A 24,618-nucleotide genomic window follows, 5' to 3' on the forward strand; every position below is an offset into this window, starting at 1 on the left:
CTGCGGCGGACCCGCGGCGACGTTCGCAGTCCCTCGCACACCAGACGTCCGGTCCGTATCACGTGGTTTTATGTATCGGCCGTGTGAGCTGCCAAGACTCCGCTCGCCGCGCTAAACTGTACCGTTGGCCGAGAAGCCGGGGCTATGACGCCCGGCTTGGTATCGGCATTCACCACGTTCTGTAGTCGCGTGCCTCCGGGCGCGCGTGTCTAGGATTGAGGAGCCCATGCGCCAGGAGAACCTCCGCAACATCGCCATCATCGCGCACGTCGACCACGGCAAGACCACCCTCGTGGACAAGCTGCTGCGCGCCACGGATGCCTTCCGTGCAAACCAGCAGGTCGAGGACCGTGTTCTTGACTCCAACGACCAGGAGCGCGAGCGCGGCATCACCATCCTGGCCAAGAACATCTCCATTGAGTACAAGGACGTCAAGATCAACGTCATCGACACTCCGGGCCACGCCGACTTTGGCGGCGAGGTGGAGCGCGTGCTCAAGATGGCCGACGGCGCCCTCCTGCTCGTCGACGCCTTCGAGGGCCCGATGCCGCAGACCCGCTTCGTGCTTCGTCACGCCATTGACGCGGGCCTCTCGATCATGATTGTCGTCAACAAGATCGATCGTCCGGGTGCCGATCCCGAGAAGGCCTACAACGACAGCCTCGACCTTATGGCCGACCTCGGAGCCACTGACGAGCAGCTCGAGTTTGCCATGGAGCATGTCGTCTACGCCTCTGCCATGAACGGCTTCGCGCGCCTCGACCCGTCCGACGACAACGACAACATGTATCCCCTGCTGGACATGATCGTCGACGACATGCCCGCCCCCGACGCAGACCCGGACGGCCCCCTTGCCATGCAGTGCGTCACCATCGACCACTCCAACTTCGTGGGCCGCATCGGCATCGGCCGTGTCTACTCAGGTACCGTCCACGACGGTGACCAGATTCTCGTCGTGAAGAATGACGGCAGCCGCGCCACGGCCACGGTCAAGCAGCTCTTCACCTTCGACTACCTTGGCCGCAGGGAGTGCAGCGAGGTCAAGGCCGGCGACATCGGCGCCGTGGTGGGCATCGATCGCACCGACATCGGTGACGTCTACACCGACCCCGAGAACCCCGTTGAGCTCGACCCCATCGAGATTGACCCCCCGACTCTCGCCATTGTGTTTGAGGCCTCGACTTCCCCGCTCGTTGGCCGCGAGGGCGACATCGTGGGTGCGCGCCAGCTCAAGGAGCGCCTCATGACCGAGGCCGAGAACAATGTGACGATGCGCATCGAGGAGCTGCCGGACAAGACGGGCGTCGAGGTTGCCGGCCGAGGCATCCTGCACCTGTCCGTTCTCATGGAGTCCATGCGTCGCGAGGGCTTCGAGTTCCAGGTTGGCCGCCCGCGCGTCCTCATCAAAAAGGACGAGAACGGCAACCGCATGGAGCCGTTCGAGCAGGCCGTCGTCGAGTGCCCCGGTGAGTACTCCGGCAAGGTCATCGAGGTCTTTGGCGATGCCTCTGGCACCATGACCAACATGGAGCAAGGCGACACCGTCTGCCACATCGAGTTCAAGATTCCGACACGCGGCATCATGGGCCTCAAGAACCGCATCCTTAACGTCACGCACGGTGAGGGCGTCTTCTACCACACCTTCCTCGAGTACGGCCCGTTCGTGGGCGAGCTCGACCTGCGCAAGAACGGTGCCATGATCTCCATGACCACCGAAAAGGCCGTTGCCTACGCCCTGGGTACTCTGCAGGAGCGCGGCCAGCTCTTTGTTGCCCCCGGTGACGACTGCTACGAGGGCATGCTCGTGGGCGAGCGCTCCAAGCCGGGCGACATGGTCGTGAACATCGCTCGCACCAAGCAGCTTGGCAACCAGCGCAGCTCCACGGCCGACATCGCCGTGCAGCTCACGCCGCCGCGCACCTTCACGCTGGAGGAGGCGCTGCAGTACATCATGGACGACGAGCTGGTGGAGATTACCCCGAAGAGTGTCCGCATGCGCAAGCGCATCCTCAACGCCACCGAGCGCAAGAAGGCTGCCGTCCGCGCTGGTCTGGTGAAGAAGTAAGACCTGAGGCGGGTCAAAGTCAGGTTTCGCTCGATATGCTCACTGAGCCCCGAGGCGTCTCAAGACGCGCCTCGGGGCTTTTTTGATTGCGAGCCGCCCCTGGCCGGCCTGCCAGTGAGTCAGTCTGCCAGCTCCTTTGACTCATTTTCCCGACAAGGCCTTGTCAGGAAAATGAGTCAAAGGAGCTGGCAGACATGATGGTGGGCCGACTCATATGGGGTGGCGAGTGGCGGGAGGGCACGAGCGGATGTCCCGGCGATCTGTCGTTCCGCGCTCCCCTGGCAAAAATTGCAAAATTTCTCGCGCATATGAGTCCGATTTCCGCTATACTAACCAGCGCACTTGATTGGAGAGTTGTCCGAGTGGTCGAAGGAGCACGATTGGAAATCGTGTAGGCGCCTAAAGCGTCTCCAGGGTTCAAATCCCTGACTCTCCGCCAGAGTTTACCGCGGCGCCCGATGAGGCGCCGCTTCCATATCTCTGGAGAGGTGGCAGAGCGGCTGAATGCGGCGGTCTCGAAAACCGTTTAACCACTTTGTGGTTACGAGGGTTCAAATCCCTCCCTCTCCGCCAGGGTATGACTGCAGGTCGGACAGACGTCCGGCCTGCTATTTTTTTTGCAAGTCGGGGATTTGAACCCGCGAGGGCGCCACAGCCCGCCGATGCTGTGCGGGGATGCCGGGTACACTCTTGTCCTAATCGACGAGGGGAAACTCATGGATGACTCAAAGCGGTATTTCTTGCGTTCCTGGCGCATGCTGACGTGTCGGCGCGGCTGGGTGAAGCCCATTCTCGTGCTGTCTGTTGCCTGGCTCGTGCCCATCGCCGGGCCGCTTGCCCTGCTTGGCTACGCGCTCGAGTGGGCGCGCCTGTCGGCCTGGGGTGTCGACTCGTCGCCAAAGCAGAGCAAGGTTCAGGTTGGGGGCTGCATCGTGTCTGGGTGGCGCACGTTCGTCGTCGCCCTTTGCTGGTCGCTCGTCTGGGGCTGTCTCGTGGGTTTGCTCGGGTCTGCGCTGATGGCTGGATTCGGCTCGGATGCGGCGGGTATCCTGAACGCTGCCGTCTTCGTCCCCTCGCTCTTCGTTGGCATGATCATGGAGGTGGCCATGGTCCGTGCCGCGGTCTACCAGAAGTGCTCGGCGGGCCTCAATCCGGTTCGCGTTTGGGAACTCGTGGCGAGAGACCCCAAGGGGCTGTTCAAGCTCATCGGCATCGACCTTGTGTGTGACTGCATCGTGTGGGCCCTCCTTGCGGCCGGATTCTTCGCGCTCGTGGCGCTGCGGGAAGACCAGTTCACGGGGCTCGTGCAGTTTGCCGAGATTCAGGCGAGCGGCCTCCAGATGATGGGCGGTATCGTTCCGGTGGGCATGAGCGTGCAGATTGTCCAGGTTGTGATAGAGATCCTGCAGGTGGCGATTCCGCTTGCGGTGGTGTTTGGCTTCCCTATCTCTGTGGTGACGGTTGCGGCTCTCCTGCTTCGCGCGAACGCGGTTGGCCTGTGGATGGCGAAGTTTAACGTTCCCGAATGGGGTGGGCCCTCGGATCCGCTGCCGTGCGCCGCCCAGCTTCCTCCCGATGCTGGAGCGACGCGATAGCGGGCCGTTGAGGCGCCCTTGTCTGTTGTTGGACGAAGACCCCGGAATCGTTCCGTTCGATGAAAAACGTCTGCGTTTTCCAGGTGAACGGTAGCCTGGGAGCCTCCGGTGGCTGGAACATAATTCCAAATTCTTGAATTTCACGGAGACCCGGCACCGCTAGCTGCGGTGTCAGGTCTCCGTTTGTGCCAAAGGGGAGTTTTGTCAGACCGGCCTGATAGGCTCGAGACGGTAGGTACGGAGAAGGCCGAGCGTGGCGCGGGGGTTGGAAAGTTTGGAGGGGTGACAGTTGTGTGCAGCCTGTGCGGGGTGACGCTGGCCCGCAGGGTTTTTCTGCCCGCAATTGTCTGATACGTGGTATTATTCGCCACCGAACCTTTCCTGCTCCGGGCGCAAACCTTCACGTCCCGGGGCCATTAGCCCAGAGGAGGTGACCACATGAAGGCTTATGAACTGCTGTTTTTTGTCGACCCCACCATCACCGACGAGGTGCGCGCTGGCGTTATGAAGCGTGTTGAGGTTGCTATCACCGAGAACGGTGGCAAGATCGACAACGTCGACAACTGGGGCAAGCGCAAGCTCGCCTACGAGATCGACAAGCTCACGGAGGGTGACTACACTCTCGTCAACTTCCAGGCTGACCCCTCGCAGATCGCCGAGCTCGACCGTATTCTCCGCATCAACGACGCGGTGAAGCGTCACATGGTCGTGCGTCGTCCGGACAGCGAGTAAGTTAGCAACGGAGCGGGCCCTGTCCCGTAGGGTCGCCGAGCCCGCCAGAGGAAGGTAGTGAGTGCTGTGAGCATCAATCGAGTGAACATTACGGGCAACCTGACCAGGGATGCCGAGCTGAGGGCTACCCAGAGCGGAACGCAGATTCTGCGCCTGGGCGTGGCGGTCAATGACCGTCGCCGCAATCCGCAGACCGGCAATTGGGAGGATTACCCCAACTTCATCGACTGTGTCATGTTCGGCAGTCGTGCCGAGGCAATCTCTCGCTACCTCAGCAAGGGGACCAAGGTCGCCATTGAGGGACGTCTTCGCTATAGCTCTTGGGAGCAGGATGGCAAGAAGCGTTCTAAGGTTGAGGTCGTTGTCGACGAGATTGAGTTCATGAGCTCTCGTCAGGGCGGCCAGGGCGGCTACGGTCAGCAGGACGCTGGCTACGGTGCTCCGGCTCCGCAGCCCACGCAGCCTGCCCCCTACCAGGCACCGGCGCCCACCAACACTGCCCCCGTCGCCGTCCCGCCTTCGCCGGACGTCTACGACGCGGACATCCCGTTCTAGGCCACCTAGGTTCGCGAGCTACGCGGCCAATGGTGGTTGGCGCTCCCATTCGCGGGAGCGTCTCCGAGAGAACCGGCGTCCGGCCGCACGCCGGCCGCACGCCAACAGAAAGGTATTGAGACATGGCTACTGAGTACCAGCGTCAGCCGCGTCGCAAGTTCTGCCAGTTCTGCAAGGAGGACACTGAGTTCATCGACTACAAGGACACTCAGCTCCTTCGCAAGTACATGACCGACCGTGGCAAGATCAAGCCGCGCCGCGTCACTGGCGCCTGCACGCAGCACCAGCACGACATCGCCAACGCCATTAAGCGCGCCCGTGAGATGGCCCTCCTGCCGTACACCGTTCCTGTGGTGTCCAGCCGTGGTGGCCGTCGCAACCGCGACTAAGTAAGGAGTGTCCATGAAAGTCATCCTTCTGGGTGAGCTCAAGGGCAAGGGCGGAGAGGGCGACGTCGTCGAGGTCGCCCAGGGGTTCGCTGAGAACTTCCTGTTCCCCAACCGCATGGCCCTGAAGGCCACCAAGGGCAATCTGAAGCAGCTCGAGGAGCGTCGTCACAACATCGAGAAGCGCGAGGCTCAGCGCATCGCTGATGCCGAGGCTCTCAAGGCCGCCCTTGACGGCAAGACGGTCCTGATCGACGCCAAGGTTGGCGACGAGGGCCAGCTCTTCGGTTCCGTGACCAACGTCATGGTTGCCGATTCCATCAAGAACGAGCTTGGTGTCGAGGTCGAGCGTAAGCGCATCGAGCTCAACCGCGCCATCAAGACTTCTGGCCTGCACACCGTCAAGGTGAGCCTCTACCGCGAGATCGCGGCCGAGATCAACCTTCAGGTTGGCAAGCCCGTCGAGAAGGAGCCGGTTGTCGAGGAGGCCGCGGCTGACGCCGAGGCTACCGAGACCGAGGCTGCTGCCGAGGCCGAGACCACCGAGGCTGCCGAGTAGGCACGCTTCAAGTCTCGAATTTGATTTGAGCTGAGGGCTCGCATCCATTGGCTGCGAGCCTTTTTGCTTGCTTTACGGCTGGGGCAGGCTGGTTCCGGCGGTCGCATTCTGTGCCCGAGGGGCCCGAGCGCAGCTGGCCTCGGTGGCTGAAACTCGCACCTCACGGCGAAGATGTCTCCCTTGGGGGAGTTTCGCGAGTTGTGCGTATTCCCGCTCGTGATGCGGCATCCCGCGGGCAAATCATCGGCGGGTTGCCTTCTTCGACATTCTTTGTGACAAGCTCTGACAATCCTCGTAGGGTGTGTTGCTCACTCGCACTTTCAATCGTGCCGGCGAGTTTTGGTTTGCGGTACGCCTTACGGCGGCTTTACCTCGATAGGTGCATTTACCTGCGACTATACGAAAAGGCTGGTAAAATGGGCGACTCACAAGGCGGCGCTTGGCTTCACGTATGGACGGACGGCAGGTTGTTCGTTCATGTTGAAAACATGCGCTGCCCCCATTTCTCAATTGTTGAAAAGTGTGAAAACTCAAAACGCTCGAGGTAGAAGGCATGAGGAATTAACAATGCCTAAATGGCGCTTACGAAACCGAGTTGCAGTGCCGCCGCCCGGCTATGGCAGAGAAGCGGAGATGCGCACGGACCTGCTGGTCACAAATGGCGCCCATGTACTATAGACGTGCATATTTGCACGTAGGGAACTCCCGAAAGGCCTTATGGACGACAACGCCTACAACTCCGCGCCCTCACCGGCATCCTTCGACTCCATCAAGCGTATGCCCCAAGACATTGCCGCCGAGCGCTCCGTGCTCTCGGCGATGCTGCTCTCCCCCGAAGTCCTGGAATCTGCGCTTGTCGAGATCGGCGAGGACGACTTCTTCCTCGACGCCAACCGCATCATCTTCAAGGCCATGCGTACGATGTTCGAGCGCGGCAACCCCCTGGACCCGATCTCCCTTGCGGACTATCTCACGTCTACGGGCGAGCTCGAGCGCGCCGGAGGCATTGCCGCCCTCGCGCGCCTTGGCGAGGATACGTTTGCCATCGCAAGCTGGAAGCACCATGCTGAGATTCTTCATCGCGACTCGACCCTCCGCCTGATGATTGATGCCTCCGCCAAGATCGCGAACCTCGCGATCAACGCGCCCGAGGACACCAAGGAGGTCGTTGACACCGCCGAGAAGATGCTGCTCGACGTCACGAACCGCGACATCAAGACGACGTACGTCACCATCGAGGACGCGATGGTGAGCCTGCAGGACGACCTGTCCCGCATGAGCCAGGAGGGCGGTCAGGCCGCCGGCATCATGACGGGTTTCCCAACGATGGACCGCATGTTCATTGGCCTGCGCGCCGGCCAGATGATCGTCATCGGTGCCCGACCGGGCGTTGGCAAGACGTCCTTCGCCCTCAACCTCGCCGTGCAGATGGCGCAGGGCGGCACCACGGTCTGCTTCTTCTCGCTCGAGATGAGCTCGGAGGAAATCGCGCAGCGGCTTCTCTCCACCTACTCGATGGTGCCCCTGCAGGACATTCGATCCGGAAACATCAAGCCCGAGGAGTGGACCCAGATCCTACAGGCCACGCAGGACCTCTCCAAGCTCGACCTGCTCATCGACGACACGCCCGGCACCACCGTGACCGAGGTTCGTGCCAAGGCGCGCCGCATGCTCCGCAACAAGGAGCGCGGCGTGGTGATTCTCGACTACCTGCAGCTTGTGAGCCCGCCGCCGTCGAAGCGCTCCGACTCGCGTGCCACCGAGGTGTCCGAGATGAGTCGTGGCATCAAGATCATGGCCAAGGACCTGGGCATTCCTGTCATCGCGCTGTCGCAGCTCTCGCGTAAGAACGAGGACAGAACCGGACACCGCGGCAAGCGCCCGCAGCTTTCCGACTTGCGTGAGTCTGGCTCCATCGAGCAAGACGCCGACATCGTTATCCTGCTCGACCGCTCCATGACGGAGGAGGAGGGCGAGCGCGAGGACCGTCCGGACTACGGCGTGACGCAGTTTGTCGTGGCCAAGAACCGTTCTGGCCCCTTGGGCATCATCGACATGGCGTTCTTTGCGGAGAAGACCAAATTCATGGAGGTCGACACGCACCACGACGACGAATAGCGCCAGACTGCTCTCTCCGGTCAGCCCGGGGCATTCCATACGTTCGGGTCACTTGCTGCGCAAGTCCCTTAACCCTCGCGTACGGAACGTCCCGGGCTGACCTGCGTTAACTCGCTTTCGCTGCTCGTCGTCGTGCTGGCGGGGTCGGGAGCTTGTTAGGGGGAAGACTACGAAACCCCCAGAATGACGTGGGCTGTGTGCCATGCCTGCTGCCGTATACTTTACGAGTTGCATGGGTGGCGCTACGTTGCCCTGCGAGCGGGTGCGGATCGCCCGCACTGCACGGGCGGCGCTCGCTGCTCGGCATCGATGTTTGAGCCGCAAGAGAGGGAGATCTTCATGCCGGCTACTGTACTGGTGGGAACCCAGTGGGGCGACGAGGGCAAGGGTAAGATTACCGACCTCGTCTCCGGTGATTTCGATTGCGTCTGCCGTTACCAGGGCGGCGCCAACGCCGGTCACACCGTCATCGCTAACGGACACAAGCTCGCCCTGCGCCAGATTCCTTCCGGCATCATGCACGAGGATGAGCTGGCCGTCATCGGCAACGGCTGCATCGTGGACCCCGAGGTCGTCATCGGCGAGCTCGACACGCTGCAGGGCCAGGGCATCTCCTGCAAGGGCCTCCGCATCTCCGGCAACGCCCACATCGTGATGCCGTACCACAAGGTGCTCGACGGCGCCCACGAGCAGAAGCTCGGCAAGAACCTCATCGGCACCACCAAGCGCGGTATCGGTCCCTGCTACATGGACAAGATGAACCGCACCGGCCTGCGCATGCAGGACATGTTGGACGATGACACGTTCCGCGAGAAGCTCGAGTCGGCCCTCGCCTACACCAACCCCATCCTCGAGAAGGTCTACGAGCTGCCGACCTACACCGTCGACCAGATCTGCGAGACCTATCTCCCGTACGCCGAGCGCCTGCGTCCCTACATCGTAGAGAGCTCCAAGCTCCTGAACGAGATGCTCGCTGATGGCAAGGACATCCTCTTCGAGGGCGCCCAGGCCACGCTGCTCGACATCGACCACGGCACCTACCCGTTCGTGACCTCGTCCAACTGCACCGCCGGCGGCGCTGTGACGGGTTCGGGCGTTGGCCCCACCAACATCAACCGCGTCCTGGGCATTGTGAAGGCCTACATGACGCGCGTGGGCTCCGGCCCGTTCCCCACGGAGCTCTCCGAGGAGGAGGGTGTGGGCAAGTTCCTGCTGGACAAGGGCCACGAGTACGGCGTGGTCACCGGTCGTCAGCGTCGCTGCGGCTGGTATGACGCCGTGATCGTCAACTACTCCGCCCGCATCAACGGCCTCACGGACATCGCGCTCACCAAGCTCGATGTCCTCGGCGGCCTTGACACCATCAAGGTTTGCACCGCCTACGAGTGCGACGGCGTTGAGTACACCACCGTGCCCGAGCACCAGAGCATCTTCCGCTCGGCCAAGCCGGTCTACACCGAGGTCCCCGGCTGGAAGGAAGACATCTCCGGCTGCAAGACCTTCGACGAGCTGCCGCAGGCCGCCAAGGACTACATCGAGCTCATCGAGAAGCTCAGTGGCGTGCGCGTGTCGCTCGTTGCCGTTGGCCCGGACCGCAATCAGACCATCAATCGCTTCTGGAACTAGCGACGTCCATGACGGGCCCGGCGTGAGCTGGGCCCGCTTTTGTTGGGGGAGGCATCTTGCAGCACGATTTTGAGATTCTGGCCGACAGCACCTGCGACCTGTCGCTCGAAGAACTTGCGAGCCTGGGCGTCGAGATGGTGCCGCTCCAGGTCTTTGTTGGCAACAGCAGCTATCAGGACATGATCGAGATTACGTCCGAGCAGTTCTATGACAAGATGGCAGCCTCCAAGGAGCTGCCGCACAGCTCGCAGCCCTCGCCCACCAGCTTCGTGGCCGCCTACACCAAGATGGCCGAGGCCGGAGCCAAGCAGATTCTCTCCATCCACATCGCCTCCGCGCTCTCTGGCACGACCAACTCGGCCCGGCTTGCCGCCGCGGACTCCCCCGTGCCCGTGCGCGTGTGGGACAGCCGCACCGCCACGATGACGCATGGCATGCTGGTCAAGGAGGCCTGCCGCATGCGCGATGCGGGGGAGACGCTCGAGGCCACGCTTGATCACCTCGAGAAGCTCCGCGAGCAGGAGCTGCTCATCTTTGTGCCCGACACGCTGGAGAACATTGTCAAGAACGGGCGTTGCTCCCGTGCGAAGGGCCTCATGAGCTCACTGCTCAACATCAAGGCCGTGCTGGCCGTGGGCGATGACGGCACGCTTTCGCCGGTGGGCAAGGGCCGCGGCACGCAGCGCGCCCTCGAGGCGATGGCCAAGCTCGTCGAGGACAAGTACGGCAAGGGCGCCAAGCTCACCGCCACGCTCCTGACGGTCCGCAACCAGAAGGGCTGCGACGAGATGGTCGAGATCCTGCGCAAGCGCGGCTTCGACCTCGACATCGTGGCCACCTACAATGCCGGCCCGGTCATCGCCACGCACACGGGTGCCGGGCTCATCGGCTTTGGCTGCGTTCCCACCGACGCGCTCTATACGTAGGCCGGAGGACTTGCGTGTGGGCTGACCAGGCTTGGGTCCCGCGGAGAAGGGCGGAGTTCCGAGGTGGCCTGGCTGTGCCCCTGCCGGCGGGGCTCCCTGCAAGCGGGAACCCACGACTGTTGTTTCACGAGCAACTTCAACGGATAGGAGATTCACCATGAGCACTGCCGAGAAGGTCGACATTCTCCTGCTAGGCGCCGGTGGTCGCGAGCATGCGATGCTCCGCAAGCTGGCCGAGAGCCCGCGCGCGGGCAAGCTCTGGGCCGCACCGGGCAACGGCGGCATCCTCGCCGAGGCCGAGCTGGCCGAGGGCCTTGACCAGAATGACCCGGCCGCCGTGGCTGAGTTTGCCAAGACGCACGGCATCGGGCTCGTGGTGATTGGCCCAGAGGCCCCGCTCGTGGCTGGCGTGGGCGACGCGGTTCGTGCCGCGGGCATCGCGTGCTTTGGCCCGAGTGGCGATGCTGCCCAGATGGAGGGCTCCAAGCTCTTTGCCAAGCAGGTCATGGAGCGTGCGGGCGTTCCCACGGCTCGCTACAAGAGCTTCACCGAGCAGGGTCCCGCCGAGGATTACGTGTGCGAGCTCGCTGGCCCGTGCGTGGTGAAGGCCGACGGCCTCGCTGCGGGCAAGGGCGTCATTGTGGCGCAGACCACCGACGAGGCCCTCGCCGGCGTGCGCGAGTGCTTCGCCGGCCAGTTTGGCGCTGCGGGCAACACCGTGGTGGTTGAGGAGATGCTCAAGGGCCCCGAGTGCTCGCTGCTGGCTCTCACGGACGGCAAGACCGTGATTCCGCTCGCGAGCTCGCAGGATCACAAGCGCGCCCTCGAGGGCGACCTTGGCCCCAACACGGGTGGCATGGGCGTCTACTCGCCGGTGCCTTTCGTGACGCCCGAGGAGCACGAGGCCATGGTCGAGGTTGAGCGCAAGGTCGTGGCGCAGCTCGCGGCTGACGGCATCACCTACTCCGGCTGCCTCTACGGCGGCTTCATGCTCACCAAGGACGGCCCCAAGGTGCTCGAGTTCAACGCGCGCTTTGGCGACCCGGAGACCCAGGTGGTGCTCCCCCGCATGAAGGCCGACCTCGTGGACGTGTTCATGCGTTGCGACAACGGTACGCTCGACGGCGCGGACGTGAGCTGGGACGACGACTGGGCCGTTTCCGTGGTGCTCACGAGCGCGGGCTACCCCGGCTCCTACGAGAAGGGCAAGGAGGTCACCGGCATCGAGGAGGCCGAGAAGCTCGAGGGCGTCACGGTTTACCACGCCGGCACCGCCATGGTGGACGGCAAGCTCGTAACCAACGGTGGTCGCGTGCTCAACGTGACAGCCGTAGCCGGCAGCTTCGAGGGCGCACGCGAGCAGGCCTACAAGGCGTGCGAGCTTATCGACTTTGAGGGTAAGACGCTCCGTCACGACATCGGTGCCCGCGCCCTTCGCGGCCGCTCCGCCTGGGAGCTCTAGCCTGTCAGTGGGGACGGGTTCTTCTGCGACTTTCCTGGTAGTTCGGGAGGTGCGGAATCAGTTTCCAGCCAAAATGTGAGTTGAGGCGTTCTTGAGAGAGGGGCGTATTTCATCCTGGGGGACGCTCCTGCCTTCGGGAGGGCGCGCCGCGGGCCTCTAAAAGGCCTGCGGCTCGAAGCTCGAGGAGAGTGGAGCCCAACCTTGAGAAGGGATGCGGGCCAAAGCTCGATGCGGGCGAGAGCAAACCTCGATGGGATCGCATTCCCAACCTCACGCCAATCGCGAGTGGTCCGCGGGCGCTAGCCGGCGGACCACCTGTATATAGGGGGTAACCATGAGTGAAGAGGCTAAGGACAGCAAGGACATCACGGAGGCGGCCGAGCGGGGGGCGTCACGCGCCGACGGCAATCATGTCGACGTCTCCCCCGCAGCCGAGCGAGGCGCCGGCGTGGCCGAGCCTGACACCACCGCGGCAGACGTGCTCGATGCGGCCGAGGCATTCACCTACGACGGCGACCGCTCCACGCACGACCACGCGAGCGGCGAGCCCCAGCGCCGCGACTTCGTCCGCGGAGACGATGACCCGCGTGATGCCGCCCTCGCAGAGCACCCGCTGACCGAGGAGACTGCCTGGACCGGCCGCATCTTCTCCGTGAGCCGCCTGCACGTGAAGCTCCCCGACGGCCGTGAGGCCATTCGCGACGTGGTGCGCCATCCGGGCGCCGTTGCCATCGTGGCCCTCACCGATGACGGTCGCATCTGCCTCGTGCGCCAGTACCGCACGGCCCTTGGCCGCGTGACGGTTGAGATTCCCGCCGGCAAGCTCGACCCGGGCGAGGACCCGCTGCATTGCGCGCATCGTGAGCTGGAGGAGGAGACCGGCCTCACCGCTCGCAAGATGGCCTACCTCACGAGCATCGCCAGCTCCGTTGGGTTCAGCGACGAGATTATCCACATCTACATGGCAACGGGCCTGGAGTCCACGCGCTCCAACCCGGATGCTGACGAGTTCATCAACGTGGACCTCGTGGAGCTGCCGCAGCTCATCGACGCCGTGCTCGACGGGCGCGTGGAAGATGCGAAGACCGTCGTGGGCGCTCTTGCCTGCGACGCCGTGGCGCATCGTCTCAATCCGCTTGTAGACGGTGCCGAGTCTCCCCTCACATAGAGTCTGGCCAGCGCAAACCATCGACTGGCGCCGGCCTTTCCCGACGATGCCATCCGGCGCTGCCGCAGCCTGGCTGTGCCGTTCGCGTCGCCGCCCTTGCCCGATGAAACTGTCTGGTGTGCCTCGTTGCTCGCCAACGATCTTTCTATCCGGCCGGTCAAGAGCGGAGCCCCCGCCCAGCCACTGAACCAAGAAGGAGCTAGTTAGTGTCCAGCAATACCCGCGGCACGTCCGAGCCGCACAAGAACGGCCACCTCTATCGTGTGTTTCTCTCGTACTACCACGCCCAGTGGCACCTGTTTGCCATCGACTCTGTGGCTGCCCTCGTGATGACGGCCGTCGACCTGGCGTTTCCCATCATCCTGCGAGCGCTTACGGGTGGGCTCTTCACCGAGGGCCCGGCGGCGATTCTCGCCCAGCTCTGGGTCATCGCGGCTGGCCTCGTGGTCATGTATGCCGTGCGCTACGCGTGCCGCTACTTCGTTGGCTACTGGGGTCACGTCATGGGCGCGCGCATGGAGAGCCGCATGCGCCAGGATCTCTTTGACCAGTACGAGCGCTTCAGCTTCTCGTACTTCGACCGCCACAACACCGGCGACCTCATGAGTCGCGTGGTCTCCGACCTCTTTGACATCTGCGAGGCGGCGCACCATGGCCCCGAGTATGCCATCATCTGCGGCGTCAAGATTGCGGGTTCGTTTGCCATCCTCGCCACGATCAACTGGAAGCTATCGCTGGCACTTGCTGTCATCACGGCCGTGCTGTGGCTCTACAATGCCCGCGCCAACCAGCGCATGCGCGCCGTGTTCATGGAGAACCGCACGCGCATTGCGGGCATCAACTCGCAGCTGGAGGACTCGCTTGGTGGCGTGCGCGTGGTGAAGAGCTTTGCCAACGAGGAGGTCGAAAAGCGCAAGTTCGCCCACAGCAACGAGGCCTATCTGGAAAGCAAGGCCAAGATGTACCACGTCATGGGCAGCTACCAGGCCATGATTGCCGCGCTGATGGGTCTGCTGTTCACGGTGGTCGTCGTCTACGGCGGCTACCTTATCGCACAGGGCGAGATGATTCCGGCAGACCTCGCCACCTACGCCCTTTACATCACCACGTTTACGGCGGCGATCGAGCAGCTTCTCAACTTCACCGAGACGTTCCAGAAGGCCGAGGCGGGCTTCCGCCGCTTCGACGAGATTCTCGCCACCAAGCCGGACGTGCTCGACGCACCTGACGCGCCCGCATTGCAGGTTACCGAGGGACACGTGGTCTATGACGGCGTGCGCTTCTCCTACGACGGCGAGCATGACGTGATTTGCGGGCTCAACCTTGACATCAAGCCGGGCGAGACCATCGCGCTTGTTGGCCCTAGTGGCGGCGGCAAGTCCACTACCTGCAGCTTGCTGCCGCGCTTCTACGATGTGGCCGAAGGCTCCATTAGCATCGACGGTCAAGACGTGCGCGACGTGACGCAGCAGAGCCTGCGCGAGGCGATTGGCCTCGTGCAGCAGGACGTCTATCTGTTTGATGGGACGATTGGCGAGAACATTGCGTATGGGTGCCCGGATGCCACGTTCGAGGAAGTGGTCGAGGCGGCGCGGAATGCCAACATCGACAAGTTCATCGAGAGCCTGCCCGAGGGCTACGAGACCGAGGTGGGCGAGCGTGGCGCCCGTTTGTCTGGTGGCCAGAAGCAGCGCATTGCGATTGCGCGCGTGTTTTTGAAGGACCCGAAGATCCTGGTGCTGGACGAGGCGACGAGCGCGCTTGACAACGAGAGCGAGCATGCGGTGCAGGAGTCGCTCGCGCGCCTGGCTCACGGGCGCACCACGCTCGTGATCGCGCACAGGCTCTCGACTATCAAGGACGCCGACGAGATTGTGACCATCGAGGGCGGCAAGGCCGTGGAGCGCGGCACCCACGACGAGCTGTTGGCGCTTGGCGGCACGTATGCCACGTACTACCGCATGCAGTTTGGCGGCTAGCGGCTGCGCTGCGAGAGGATTGTTCGATGAATGGTGTGCCAGTGCTGCGGTCGGGGCGCTCATTGGGGTGCCTCGGCCTTCTTGAGGGGTAGTTGCAAACTCGAATTGGACAGACTCTGTCGTTTGGTCTGCGTACGGCTGACACGTGTGCGCAGGCGGTGCCAAGCTCTATGTAAACTGGACGATAAGCACCGAGATATGTGAGCTGAGGGATGCTTACCCCAGTGAGCTGCCTATACTAATGCAGCTAGCTGTTCGAAGGGGCGCACCGGGGACGTGCGGCACGGTGCATCGAGACGCATGGTGGCAGCGCGGAGCGGTGCGTCGAGACGCACCGCAGCTGCGCAACGAGACACATGGCGCGCCCGCCATTGCTACACGCACGATTTGCGCGGATATCCGCCCGCGCACCCGCCTACCTGCGGGATGACCCGAAAGGCTGAAGGAACACATGGCCAAGAAGGACAAGCAGAGGACCGCCCCAACCCCCGATGAGGTCGAGGCCATATTCTCCGACGTCGACGAGACCGGCCACACCAACGCCTCAAAGGCTCGCAAGGAGCGCCGCCGCCGTAAGGCCAAGAAGGCCGCGGTGGACGTGGACCCGCTGTCGGGCGACGATCCGTCTGGCTCCAACGTCAGCAAGATCATCACCAAGACGGCCGTGAGCTTCGTGGTCATCCTTTTGCTCGTGGTGGTTCTCTCGCAGGTTGCATGCGGTATCGTGCGTCGCGCGGGTACCGCCCAGCTTGCTAAGGACGTCGACGTCAAGAGCGTGGCCTCCGCGCTCAAGAACGGCGTTGAGTGGGGCAACGGCTTCACCCAGTTCCCCGAGGACTTCTCCGTTCAGGAGGCCGACGAGAGCACGGGTCACATCGAGGTCACCGTTGTGGACACGGCGAGCAAGAACGAGATGGAGTGCCTCTCCGGCTCGCAGATTCAGGCCGCGGCGCTTTCGGTCAACGCCCTGCTGAACCCGAATATCAACCAGGTTGTCTACCATGTGAACGTGCATGTGGGCGACGACGGCAAGTTCCAGCAGTCTTCGCTCTTTGGCTTCCTCAAGCCCACAGGCAACATCAAGCAGTTCGCCACCTTCGTGTGGACCAAGAGCACCACGGCCGACGGAGGCTTCAACTTCACATGCATGATCACCGGCCTTGACGCGACGTCTGCCGAGAACCTGCGCGACAAGCTCACGGTTCAGAACAACATCCTGGACGTGATCATGCCGGGCGCAAGCACGGGTGAGGCTGAGACGGATGAGGCCGCGACCACCGAGTCGCTCTCTGCGGCTGACGCGGCTACGGCCCAGGCCGAGGTTGCCGCTGCGACCGCCGGCGACGCCGCGACGGAGCAGGCGGGCAAGTAGGCAAGTGTCGCCGTCGGGCGCCGGGCCTGGAAGCCTTCGTGACATAACGCGCGCCGGGCGCCGTATCGGGAGATGGTTCCTGGTGCGGCGCCTTTTTATATGCGGCGAGCGCTAGATGGCGCGGCTGCCACCACAATGTCTGTGCGGCGTAACTCCAGCAATTGAAGGCGAGCGCTTTGGGAGTTGAAGAAGACAAGCTGAGGTGTGCAAGCGTGCGAAAGCGTTAGGACCAGGGCTTGGAGAGGGTATAGTTTTCTGGACACCAAGTTAAGGGTGAGAGGTGTTCGGAATGACCCAAAGAAGGAAGCGCTACGACAAGCAGTTCAAGGTCGCTGCCGCTCGGGTGGTGCCGGGCGGAGAGACGAGGGTCGTCGGCCTCGCAAGGGAGCTTGGGGTCAAGGATTCCGCGCTCAGGCGCTGGGCCCAGGAATACGAGGAGATGGGCGATGCCGCCTTTCCCGGCAACGGAAGTCCCAAGGCCAACAAGGACTACGAGATCGCGAGGCTCAGGAAGAAGGTCGAGGAGCCGGGGCGCGAGAACGACCTCCTATAAAATTTCCGGGCCTTCTTGAGTCAAGACCATGCGTGAGGTGCGAGCTCATCAAGGCGCATAGGGGCGAGTTCGGCCCCATCAGGAAGGCATGCGAGATCCTCCGCGTTTCCAGATCCGAGTACTACGACTACTCGAACAGGCCCAAGTCGAACGCGCAGATAGAGCGGGAGGCGCCCGAGGGGTTCGTCGTCGAGAAGTTCGAGCCGCGCAAGGGCCGGCACGGCCACCGCCGCATCAACCGCGAGCCCGGGCGCGACGGGATGGTCGTGAGCGAGAAGCGCGTTCTGGCCGTCATGCGCAGGCTGGGCCTCCAGGCTAAGGGCACGGCGAGAAAGCACAGGCGGGCGAAGCCGGTCGAGAAGGGCGATCCGCGCGTGAACCTCATCAACCGCGTCTTCGACGTGGACGCCAGGAACAGGCTCTGGGTCGGCGACATCACCTATATCGACACCGACGAGGGCTGGCTCTACCTCGCGGCCGCGACAGACGCGTGGCATCGCAAGGTCGTCGGATGGTCGATGTCGGGCAGGATCACGGAGAAGCTGGCCATAGATGCGCTTGAGCAAGCCGTCGGAAGGGAGGACCCGCCGGATGACTTCTCGCTGGTGTTCCACGACGACCAGGGGTCCCAATACACCTCGCGCGCATTCCAGAGATGTCTCGAGTCGCACGGGATAGCCCAGTCAATGTCAAGGCCTGGAAATCCGTGGGACAATGCGGTGGCCGAGTCGTTCTTCAAGACGCTCAAGCGAGAGCTGATAAATGACAGAAGATACAAAACCAGGGACGAGGCGAGGCAGGAGGTGTTCAAGTACATCGAGCTCTATTACAACAGGCAGCGACTGCATTCCAAGAACGGATATATGGCGCCTTGCGACTTAGAGCGAGATGCCGCCTGAAGATGCTTAAATAAATGTCCAGGAAACCTTGACCACTCCAGCCGCTCCTTATGCAGGCCGTCCAGGTTTTGGGTTGCAGCTCATTTCTGACGGGTGCCTTTTGGCGTTTAGGTTGGGAATGTGGTTTAGTGCTCTGGCGTGTAGTGGCACTTGGGGCAACGTGAGGACAGACCGAGGATGCTCGGGGACGCTGTGCGCGCGATTAATCTGTGAAGGGGCCGCAAGACGAGCCCTGAGTCTCCCTCGCCCCAAAACCTATCTCAGTAGCTCCGTCACGTCGCCAAGCACGGACTCGAAGCTTACGCCGCGCACCTGGTAATCCGGCTGGTCGGGCGTGATGGTCATGGCATCACGCACGAGCTTTCCGGCGAACTCGACTGCCTCGTAAAGGCTCCTGCCTGTGTAGATGGCGGCCGTGAGACCGCTTGCAAACAGGTCGCCGGTGCCGTGCAGCATGTAGGGGAGCAGCTCGCTCGATATTTCCTCGGGCGCACCGTCGCCCTTGGCCACGGCCACGTAGTTGCGGATGACCGGTTCCCCCGCTCGCACGATGCCCTTGAGCACGACGCTCTTTGCGCCCATGTTGAGCAGGGTGTAGATGGTGCGTCGCACGTACTTGTCGCTCACGTCCTGTCCGGCGTACTCGATACCCGTAAGGATGGAGGCCTCGGTAAGGTTGGGCGTCAGCACGTCGGCCCCGCTCACGAGCCCCTTCATGGCGTCGCAGAGCTCGTCAGTGTAGGTCTGGTACTTTTTGCCGCCGTCGCCCATGACGGGGTCAACGATGCGAAAGGCGCCGGGATACTCGCGATAAAGGCGCTGGATGGCCCCAACCTGCTCCGCCGATCCTAGGAAGCCGCTGTAGATGCCATCCAGGGCGATGTTTTCCTCGTGCCAGGCGTCGAGGTAGGGCTCGAGCATGTCCGTGGTGTCGAGCATATAGAAGGTGTCGAATTTGGTGTGGGCCGAGAACAGCGAAGTGGGCACTGGGCACACGTCGATGCCGGCCGCGCTGAGCACGGGAATGGCGATGCCGAGCGAACACTTGCCGTAGCCGCAGAGGTCGTGGACGGCCGCCACGCGTGGGATGTAGGAGCCGTTTCGCCGATAGGGTGCGAGGTCCTTGGCGCTTGTCATGGGTATTCCTTTCGGACGCGGACTGATGGACCAGCGTGCGAGGTACAGAATACTACGAGGCCTTGAGCGTCTCTCCAGCATTGGATGAGAACGTTCGCGCGCCTGTTGCCCGCACGTTCTACCATAAGGTCTAGGATGGCTCGGATACTTTGCCTGTCCCCTCATGTGGCACTTCGGCGCATCGCGTAAGGCGGCGTATATACTAGTGCGGTACATGCGAAAGGCGCGGCAGCGCCGGGAGTTCGCGTGCGGGGCTCGGCGGCTGCGGCCTGCTGGCTCATGCGCCGAAAGCCTGGGGCTGTCAGTCGATGGGCGTCGCGGCGTAAGGCACGCGGACCCTTCTCGCGCCGCCAATACGCCGCAACCAGAAGGAGCTCAGCATGGCAGAGCAGCCGCTCGTTGGCATCATCATGGGTTCGAAGTCCGACCTCCCCACCATGGAGGGCTGCACCAAGCAACTGGACGAGTTTGGTATCCCCTACGAGCTCGTGATTGCGAGCGCGCACCGCAATCCCGCCAAGGTGCACGAGTGGGCCAGCACAGCGGCCGATCGTGGCCTCCGCGTGATTATCGCCGCCGCCGGCAAGGCCGCCCACCTCGGTGGCGTCGTGGCCGCCTATACCCCGCTCCCCATCATTGGTGTGCCGATGAAGACGAGCGACCTCGGTGGTATGGACTCCCTGCTCTCCATGGTTCAGATGCCCTCTGGCGTGCCCGTTGCCTGCGTTGCCATCAACGGTGCCAAGAACGCCGCCATCTATGCCGCGCAGATCCTGGGTGCTGGTGACCCCAACTGGCGCGAGAGGGTCGCGGAGTTCAAGCGCGCCATGGCCGAGGCCTAAGCCTCGCCGCAAGGGAGGAAGATCGCTCGATGCCGAAGCACGGCAGGCACTTCAACGAAGACATCCGCACGTCCACCTATGGAACGGAGGCGCCGACGACGCCCCGCCCCGTTTCCGTTCCGCAGGGGACGGGTCCTGCTCGCGCGGCGCGCGGGGTGGTCCGTCCCGTGCCGCCTATGCCCGCGGGTCCCACGCCCGCGGGGACAAGCCCATATGGGGCCCACGCAGGTGCTGGCAGGGTGGTCTCGCCCGAGGCGTCTGCCAACGTGAAGCCCAAGCATCCGGCGCGCAAGCGCGGCCTGTTTGGTCGCTCGCGTCGCGATGAGGTTGCGCGCCAGCACGCAGCTGGCGACACGCGTGGCTTTGGCGGGGCGGCGAGCTACGTGGACGCCACGGGTGCCTTTGACGGCGCGGGCTTCGTTGGGCAAGACCAGCGTTCCCGCGCGGCTGGCGCCGCCGCCTACGCGCAGCGCCGCCGCAAGCGTGGGAAGCGAGGATTCCTCTCCAACCTGCTCATCATCGCGGGTATGGCGCTTCTCCTCGTGGCCGGCGGCATGTTTGGCTACGCGCAGCTGCAGTATCGTGCCCAGGACAAGGTGAACGAGCAGCTCGCAGCCTATGCCACCGTCTCTGATGACCCAGCCTCCCGGGTGGGGCCGCAGGTTGACTGGGCGGGCCTCAAGAGCGTGAACCCGGACGTGGTTGGCTGGGTGCAGATTCCCGGGACCGTCGTGAACTACCCCGTCTACCAGGGGTCGGACAACGATGAGTACCTCCACAAGGACGCCAACGGCGACTCCTCCATCGGTGGACAGATCTTCCTGGACTACGAGAACACCGCCCCTGGCCTGGCCGAGCAGCAGACCGTGATCTACGGGCACCACCTCTACAACGGCACCATGTTCACGCCGGTGGATGCCATGGCAGACCAGGCGGAGTTCGATAAGGTCAGCACCGTGTGGTACGTCACCGAGCGGGCTACCTACGAGCTCGAGCCGCTCTTCTTCTACCGCACGCCGGCTACCAACGGCGAGGCCCGCCACATCAGCTTTGCGTCTGATGACGAGTTCCACACCTACCTGAAGGGGCTCCTCGACCAGGCGAGCGCAAAGAGCGTTGACGCTGGCGAGGCGGTTACGAAGGTGTCCAAGGTGGTTACGCTGGCAACCTGCGACTACGACAACAACTTTGGACAGGGCAACGGCCGCGGCCTTGTGGTCTGCGCACTCAAAAGCGAGGTCTCGGGTACCGGGACCTCTGGAAACTAGCACGACGGACACGCGACCCCCCGAAGCGGTTCTGGAGGCAGAGGCCGTGCCGAGGGGCCGCGCGCGAGGCGCCAAGCGGCGCAATGGTATTGGGCACGAGGCACTACTAGGCAAGCGAATCGTACGGATTGCAAACGGAAGGCGCCGCATGATTGACATTGAGACCTGCGAATTCAGCGAGCGGGACGACGACCTCCACGACGAGTGCGGCGTCTTTGGCATCTGGGCACCTGGGTGCGACGTGGCCCGCATGACCTACTTTGGCCTGCACGCGCTGCAGCATCGCGGCCAGGAAAGCGCTGGCATCGCCGTGGGCGACGGCTCCACGGTGATGGTGCGCAAGGATCTTGGCCTTGTGACGCAGGTCTTCACGGACTCCGATCTCTCTGCCCTGCCCGGCAAGGTGGCTATCGGCCATGTGCGCTATGGCACCGCGGGCAGCAAGGGGTGGGAGAGCGCGCAGCCGCACCTCTCTGCCATCAACGACGTTATCATCGCGCTGGCGCATAACGGCACGCTGGTGAACTTTGACCAGCTGCGCATCGAGCTCATCAACATGGGCGTGCCCTTCCGCACGCATACGGACTCCGAGGTGGCGGCCCGGCTCATCGGCTTCTTCACGCAGAAGAAGCACCGCCTGCGCAGCGGCATCGCCCATGCCATGGCCATGATGGAGGGCGGCTACGCGATGGCCCTCGTGCGCGAGAACGCCCTCTATGCCTTCCGCGATCCGCGCGGCATTCGCCCGCTGTGCCTGGGCGAGCTGCCCAACAACCAAGGTTGGGTCGTTGCCAGCGAGACGTGTGCCCTGGACATCGTGGGTGCCCGCTACGTGCGCGACATCCGCCCCGGCGAGATTCTCCGCATCTCCGACGACGGTCCCGTCTCCGAGCAGGCGCTCGATCCCGAGCCGCGAGCCGAGTGCATCTTCGAGGACGTCTACTTTGCGCGCCCGGACTCCAAGTTCCACGGCCGCTCGGTCTATTCCATGCGCTATGCCATGGGCCAGCAGCTTGCCCGCGAGGCACCGGTGGATGCAGACCTCGTTATCGGCGTGCCAGACTCCGGCATGCCGCCGGCGGAGGGCTTTGCCCACGAGCTGGGGCTTCCCTTTGGCGAGGGCCTCATCAAGAATCGCTACGTGCAGCGTACCTTCATCCAGCCCACGCAGGAGCTGCGCGAGATGGGCGTGCGCCTCAAGCTCAACGCTCTCGTGGACAACGTGGCCGGCAAGCGCCTCGTGGTCATCGACGACTCCATCGTGCGTGGCACCACGTCCAAGCAGATCATTCGCATGCTCAAGGATGCCGGTGCCACTGAGGTGCACATGCGCATCAACTCGCCCGAGGTCACGTGGCCGTGCTTCTATGGCATCGATACAGACACACAGGACCAGCTCATCAGCGCGAGCAAGAGTGTGGAGGAGACCTGCGAGTACATCGGTGCGGACTCGCTGGCGTTCCTCTCGCCGGAAGGCCTCGTGAGCTGCGTGCCCGAGATTGCCGACGACGTGACCGGCGTGCCGGGCGCAAGCTGCGCATGCGGCGGCAGCTGTGACGGCTACTGCAAGGCGTGCTTCACGGGCGAGTATCCGGTGGAGATTCCCAAGAGCTTCTCCAAGGGCAAGTTCCTCGAAGGCTACCAGCCCAAGAACCTCAGCCACGCCAGCGCCGCCAGTCAGATGCACGTCGACGCCGTTGCCAAGGCCAACGACGTCCTTTAGGCCCACGTGAGTCAGCCTGCCGTCTACTTTGACTCATTTTCAAACAAACCAATTTGTTTGAAAAATGAGTCAAAGTAGACGGCAGGCAGCGGGGCGAGGTGACTCACGTGGTGGCCGGCGCCGATGTGAGCGCGGGGGTGGCACGAGGGTTTTGTCAGCGACAACCTACATGAGACAACCTACATGACGTAGATAGGAGTTCCGCATGAGCGAGAACGAGCAGAACACCCAGGTAACCTACGCCGATTCCGGCGTGGACACCGCGGAGGGCGCGCGTGCCGTCGACGCCATCAAGCAGATGGTGGCGTCAACGAACCGTCCCGAGGTCATTGGTGGCATCGGCGGCTTTGGCGGCCTGTTTTCCGCAGTCGCAATCAAGGACATGGGTGACCCGATTCTCATCTCGGGCACAGACGGCGTGGGCACCAAGCTCGTGCTGGCACAGCTCCTCGACCGTCACGAGACCGTGGGCCAGGACCTGGTTGCCATGTGCGTGAACGACATCCTCGCCTCTGGCGCCGAGCCCCTGTTCTTCCTGGACTACGTGGCAATCGGTCATATCGAGGCCGCTCACATGGCCCAGATCGTGAAGGGCGTGGCCGACGGCTGCAAGCTGGCCGGCTGTGCCCTCGTGGGTGGCGAGATGGCCGAGCACCCCGGAGTTATGCGTCCGGACGACTACGACCTGGCTGGCTTTGCCGTGGGCGTGGTGGACCGCGCCAAGATGTTGGACCCGGCGAACGTCCGTCCCGGCGACGTGATCTTGGGGCTGGCCTCCACGGGCGTCCACTCCAACGGCTACTCGCTCGTGCGCAAGGTCATTGGTGTGGACGGCGTGGTGCCGGGCACGGCCGAGGCGGACGAGAAGCGCGCCGAGCTCGAACGTCCGCTCGAGGCCCTTGGTGGTGAGTCCATGGCCGACGCCCTGCTGCGCCCGACCCGTATCTACGTGAAGCCGGTCCTGGAGGCCCTGCGCGCTGGCGCCCCGATTCATGCCCTCGCGCACATCACGGGCGGCGGCATCACCGAGAACCTCAACCGTGCGCTCGCCGGTGACGTCGACGCGCTGGTCGACCGCCACGTTGCTGGCGACCCCGATGCCGCCGGCACCGACTTCGGCTTTGGCTGGGACGTGCCGCCCGTCATCACCGAGGTATGCCGCCGCGCCCAGCTCTCCGCCAACGAGGCGTGCAAGACGTTCAACATGGGTGTTGGCCTATGCGTCATCTGCGCGCCCGAGGACGAGGCGAGCGTCCGTGCCGCGCTCGAGGCCGCCGGCGAGCACCCCTTCCGCGTGGGCGAGTGCGTCCCCGGCACCGGCGAGGTTCGCTACACCAACTAGTTACGCCGGCTAATCTGCATGTCAACGAGGTCGGTGCCCTGGTGTGGTGCCGGCCTCATCGTTTTGCCGCGGTGCCTGTGTCCCACTGTCCGCAGCGCTATCCCGCTATCGACGCGTGATGCCTCGACATTGGTCGGACTCGCCCGCACAAACGCCCTGCTACCATGAAGCAAATCGCAACCTGGCCAGGAGGTCGCATGTCTGACGTAGATAGTTCCAAGCCGCTGGATTTCCTCGACGACGAGGCTCGCAAGCTGGTGGAGGCCGCTGGCCTGCCTTCCGAGGCGCTTCCGAGCGACATGTTTTTCAGC

At 63.4% G+C, this 24,618-nt stretch carries 20 protein-coding genes and 2 tRNA genes; 21 read left to right on the top strand and 1 reads right to left on the bottom strand.

The window, feature by feature from the left end; all coding sequences use genetic code 11:
• The first annotated feature begins 226 nt into the window (after nt 1–226).
• The 17 genes from typA (at nt 227) to EFAMC2_RS07780 (ending at nt 17,995) form a co-directional block, all read left to right on the top strand.
• Nucleotides 227–2,065 (top strand): translational GTPase TypA, encoded by a 1,839-nt coding sequence (gene typA / locus EFAMC2_RS07700; protein WP_154028272.1) that lies wholly within the window; start codon nt 227–229, stop codon nt 2,063–2,065.
• Nucleotides 2,066–2,413: 348 nt separating this feature from the next.
• Nucleotides 2,414–2,504 (top strand) — tRNA-Ser (locus EFAMC2_RS07705).
• Nucleotides 2,505–2,547: 43 nt separating this feature from the next.
• Nucleotides 2,548–2,638: transfer RNA gene (locus EFAMC2_RS07710), tRNA-Ser, on the top strand.
• A gap of 143 nt (nt 2,639–2,781) precedes the next feature.
• Nucleotides 2,782–3,660, top strand: a complete 879-nt coding sequence (locus EFAMC2_RS07715; protein ID WP_187325229.1) for a DUF4013 domain-containing protein — start codon at nt 2,782–2,784, stop codon at nt 3,658–3,660.
• A gap of 438 nt (nt 3,661–4,098) precedes the next feature.
• Nucleotides 4,099–4,392 carry a 30S ribosomal protein S6 gene (rpsF, locus tag EFAMC2_RS07720; protein ID WP_154028276.1) on the top strand — a complete coding sequence of 98 codons (294 nt, stop codon included), beginning with the start codon at nt 4,099–4,101 and terminating at the stop codon, nt 4,390–4,392.
• A gap of 66 nt (nt 4,393–4,458) precedes the next feature.
• Nucleotides 4,459–4,947: a single-stranded DNA-binding protein gene (locus EFAMC2_RS07725; protein WP_154028278.1), complete on the top strand. Its 489-nt coding sequence runs from the start codon at nt 4,459–4,461 to the stop codon at nt 4,945–4,947.
• A gap of 122 nt (nt 4,948–5,069) precedes the next feature.
• The gene (gene rpsR, locus EFAMC2_RS07730) at nt 5,070–5,336 is read left to right on the top strand and encodes a 30S ribosomal protein S18 (RefSeq protein WP_154028280.1); all 267 of its coding nucleotides are present in this window, start codon (nt 5,070–5,072) and stop codon (nt 5,334–5,336) included.
• A 13-nt stretch (nt 5,337–5,349) separates the two neighbouring features.
• Complete coding sequence (gene rplI, locus EFAMC2_RS07735; protein ID WP_154028282.1) at nt 5,350–5,892, top strand: 50S ribosomal protein L9; 543 nt, start codon at nt 5,350–5,352, stop codon at nt 5,890–5,892.
• Nucleotides 5,893–6,609: 717 nt separating this feature from the next.
• A complete protein-coding gene (dnaB, locus tag EFAMC2_RS07740; protein WP_154028284.1) occupies nt 6,610–8,010 on the top strand; it encodes a replicative DNA helicase in 1,401 nt (466 codons plus the stop codon).
• Between the two features lie 339 nt (nt 8,011–8,349).
• The gene (locus tag EFAMC2_RS07745) at nt 8,350–9,636 is read left to right on the top strand and encodes an adenylosuccinate synthase (protein ID WP_154028286.1); all 1,287 of its coding nucleotides are present in this window, start codon (nt 8,350–8,352) and stop codon (nt 9,634–9,636) included.
• Between the two features lie 56 nt (nt 9,637–9,692).
• A complete protein-coding gene (locus EFAMC2_RS07750; RefSeq protein WP_187325230.1) occupies nt 9,693–10,562 on the top strand; it encodes a DegV family protein in 870 nt (289 codons plus the stop codon).
• A gap of 157 nt (nt 10,563–10,719) precedes the next feature.
• A complete protein-coding gene (purD, locus tag EFAMC2_RS07755) occupies nt 10,720–12,024 on the top strand; it encodes a phosphoribosylamine--glycine ligase (RefSeq protein WP_154028290.1) in 1,305 nt (434 codons plus the stop codon).
• A gap of 334 nt (nt 12,025–12,358) precedes the next feature.
• Nucleotides 12,359–13,192 (top strand): NUDIX domain-containing protein, encoded by an 834-nt coding sequence (locus EFAMC2_RS07760; protein WP_154028292.1) that lies wholly within the window; start codon nt 12,359–12,361, stop codon nt 13,190–13,192.
• A gap of 206 nt (nt 13,193–13,398) precedes the next feature.
• Nucleotides 13,399–15,171 (top strand): ABC transporter ATP-binding protein, encoded by a 1,773-nt coding sequence (locus tag EFAMC2_RS07765; protein WP_261980196.1) that lies wholly within the window; start codon nt 13,399–13,401, stop codon nt 15,169–15,171.
• 451 nt (nt 15,172–15,622) lie between these two features.
• Complete coding sequence (locus tag EFAMC2_RS07770) at nt 15,623–16,543, top strand: hypothetical protein (RefSeq protein WP_154028294.1); 921 nt, start codon at nt 15,623–15,625, stop codon at nt 16,541–16,543.
• Nucleotides 16,544–16,832: 289 nt separating this feature from the next.
• Complete coding sequence (locus EFAMC2_RS07775) at nt 16,833–17,096, top strand: transposase (protein ID WP_154028296.1); 264 nt, start codon at nt 16,833–16,835, stop codon at nt 17,094–17,096.
• Nucleotides 17,097–17,128: 32 nt separating this feature from the next.
• Nucleotides 17,129–17,995 carry an IS3 family transposase gene (locus EFAMC2_RS07780; protein ID WP_187325231.1) on the top strand — a complete coding sequence of 289 codons (867 nt, stop codon included), beginning with the start codon at nt 17,129–17,131 and terminating at the stop codon, nt 17,993–17,995.
• A gap of 255 nt (nt 17,996–18,250) precedes the next feature.
• Here the strand turns inward: EFAMC2_RS07780 and EFAMC2_RS07785 are convergent, their stop codons facing one another.
• Nucleotides 18,251–19,132, bottom strand: a complete 882-nt coding sequence (locus tag EFAMC2_RS07785) for a bifunctional hydroxymethylpyrimidine kinase/phosphomethylpyrimidine kinase (RefSeq protein ID WP_154028298.1) — start codon at nt 19,130–19,132, stop codon at nt 18,251–18,253.
• A gap of 380 nt (nt 19,133–19,512) precedes the next feature.
• Between EFAMC2_RS07785 and purE the strand changes: the two genes are divergently transcribed.
• The 4 genes from purE to purM all read left to right on the top strand — a co-directional run bounded on the left by purE (nt 19,513) and on the right by purM (nt 24,307).
• Complete coding sequence (gene purE / locus EFAMC2_RS07790) at nt 19,513–19,974, top strand: 5-(carboxyamino)imidazole ribonucleotide mutase (RefSeq protein WP_154028300.1); 462 nt, start codon at nt 19,513–19,515, stop codon at nt 19,972–19,974.
• Between the two features lie 29 nt (nt 19,975–20,003).
• Nucleotides 20,004–21,242 (top strand): class B sortase, encoded by a 1,239-nt coding sequence (locus EFAMC2_RS07795; protein WP_154028302.1) that lies wholly within the window; start codon nt 20,004–20,006, stop codon nt 21,240–21,242.
• A 148-nt stretch (nt 21,243–21,390) separates the two neighbouring features.
• Nucleotides 21,391–22,965, top strand: a complete 1,575-nt coding sequence (gene purF, locus EFAMC2_RS07800; protein WP_154028304.1) for an amidophosphoribosyltransferase — start codon at nt 21,391–21,393, stop codon at nt 22,963–22,965.
• Between the two features lie 205 nt (nt 22,966–23,170).
• Nucleotides 23,171–24,307: a phosphoribosylformylglycinamidine cyclo-ligase gene (gene purM, locus EFAMC2_RS07805; RefSeq protein WP_154028306.1), complete on the top strand. Its 1,137-nt coding sequence runs from the start codon at nt 23,171–23,173 to the stop codon at nt 24,305–24,307.
• Nucleotides 24,308–24,618 lie beyond the last annotated feature (311 nt).

It is taken from the genome of Olsenella uli, assembly GCF_901212655.1.
Classification (GTDB): Bacteria; Actinomycetota; Coriobacteriia; order Coriobacteriales; family Atopobiaceae; genus Parolsenella; species Parolsenella uli_A.

Excerpts from the sequence above, each read along its gene's own strand:
- EFAMC2_RS07795 (WP_154028302.1), top strand. The coding sequence starts at position 20,004 with ATGCCGAAGCACGGCAGGCACTTCAACGAAGACATCCGCACGTCCACC.
- purM (WP_154028306.1), top strand. The coding sequence starts at position 23,171 with ATGAGCGAGAACGAGCAGAACACCCAGGTAACCTACGCCGATTCCGGC.
- purE (WP_154028300.1), top strand. The coding sequence starts at position 19,513 with ATGGCAGAGCAGCCGCTCGTTGGCATCATCATGGGTTCGAAGTCCGAC.
- EFAMC2_RS07745 (WP_154028286.1), top strand. The coding sequence starts at position 8,350 with ATGCCGGCTACTGTACTGGTGGGAACCCAGTGGGGCGACGAGGGCAAG.
- typA (WP_154028272.1), top strand. The coding sequence starts at position 227 with ATGCGCCAGGAGAACCTCCGCAACATCGCCATCATCGCGCACGTCGAC.
- purD (WP_154028290.1), top strand. The coding sequence starts at position 10,720 with ATGAGCACTGCCGAGAAGGTCGACATTCTCCTGCTAGGCGCCGGTGGT.
- dnaB (WP_154028284.1), top strand. The coding sequence starts at position 6,610 with ATGGACGACAACGCCTACAACTCCGCGCCCTCACCGGCATCCTTCGAC.
- rpsF (WP_154028276.1), top strand. The coding sequence starts at position 4,099 with ATGAAGGCTTATGAACTGCTGTTTTTTGTCGACCCCACCATCACCGAC.
- purF (WP_154028304.1), top strand. The coding sequence starts at position 21,391 with ATGATTGACATTGAGACCTGCGAATTCAGCGAGCGGGACGACGACCTC.
- EFAMC2_RS07770 (WP_154028294.1), top strand. The coding sequence starts at position 15,623 with ATGGCCAAGAAGGACAAGCAGAGGACCGCCCCAACCCCCGATGAGGTC.
- rplI (WP_154028282.1), top strand. The coding sequence starts at position 5,350 with ATGAAAGTCATCCTTCTGGGTGAGCTCAAGGGCAAGGGCGGAGAGGGC.
- EFAMC2_RS07775 (WP_154028296.1), top strand. The coding sequence starts at position 16,833 with ATGACCCAAAGAAGGAAGCGCTACGACAAGCAGTTCAAGGTCGCTGCC.
- EFAMC2_RS07715 (WP_187325229.1), top strand. The coding sequence starts at position 2,782 with ATGGATGACTCAAAGCGGTATTTCTTGCGTTCCTGGCGCATGCTGACG.
- EFAMC2_RS07785 (WP_154028298.1), bottom strand. The coding sequence starts at position 19,132 with ATGACAAGCGCCAAGGACCTCGCACCCTATCGGCGAAACGGCTCCTAC.
- rpsR (WP_154028280.1), top strand. The coding sequence starts at position 5,070 with ATGGCTACTGAGTACCAGCGTCAGCCGCGTCGCAAGTTCTGCCAGTTC.
- EFAMC2_RS07760 (WP_154028292.1), top strand. The coding sequence starts at position 12,359 with ATGAGTGAAGAGGCTAAGGACAGCAAGGACATCACGGAGGCGGCCGAG.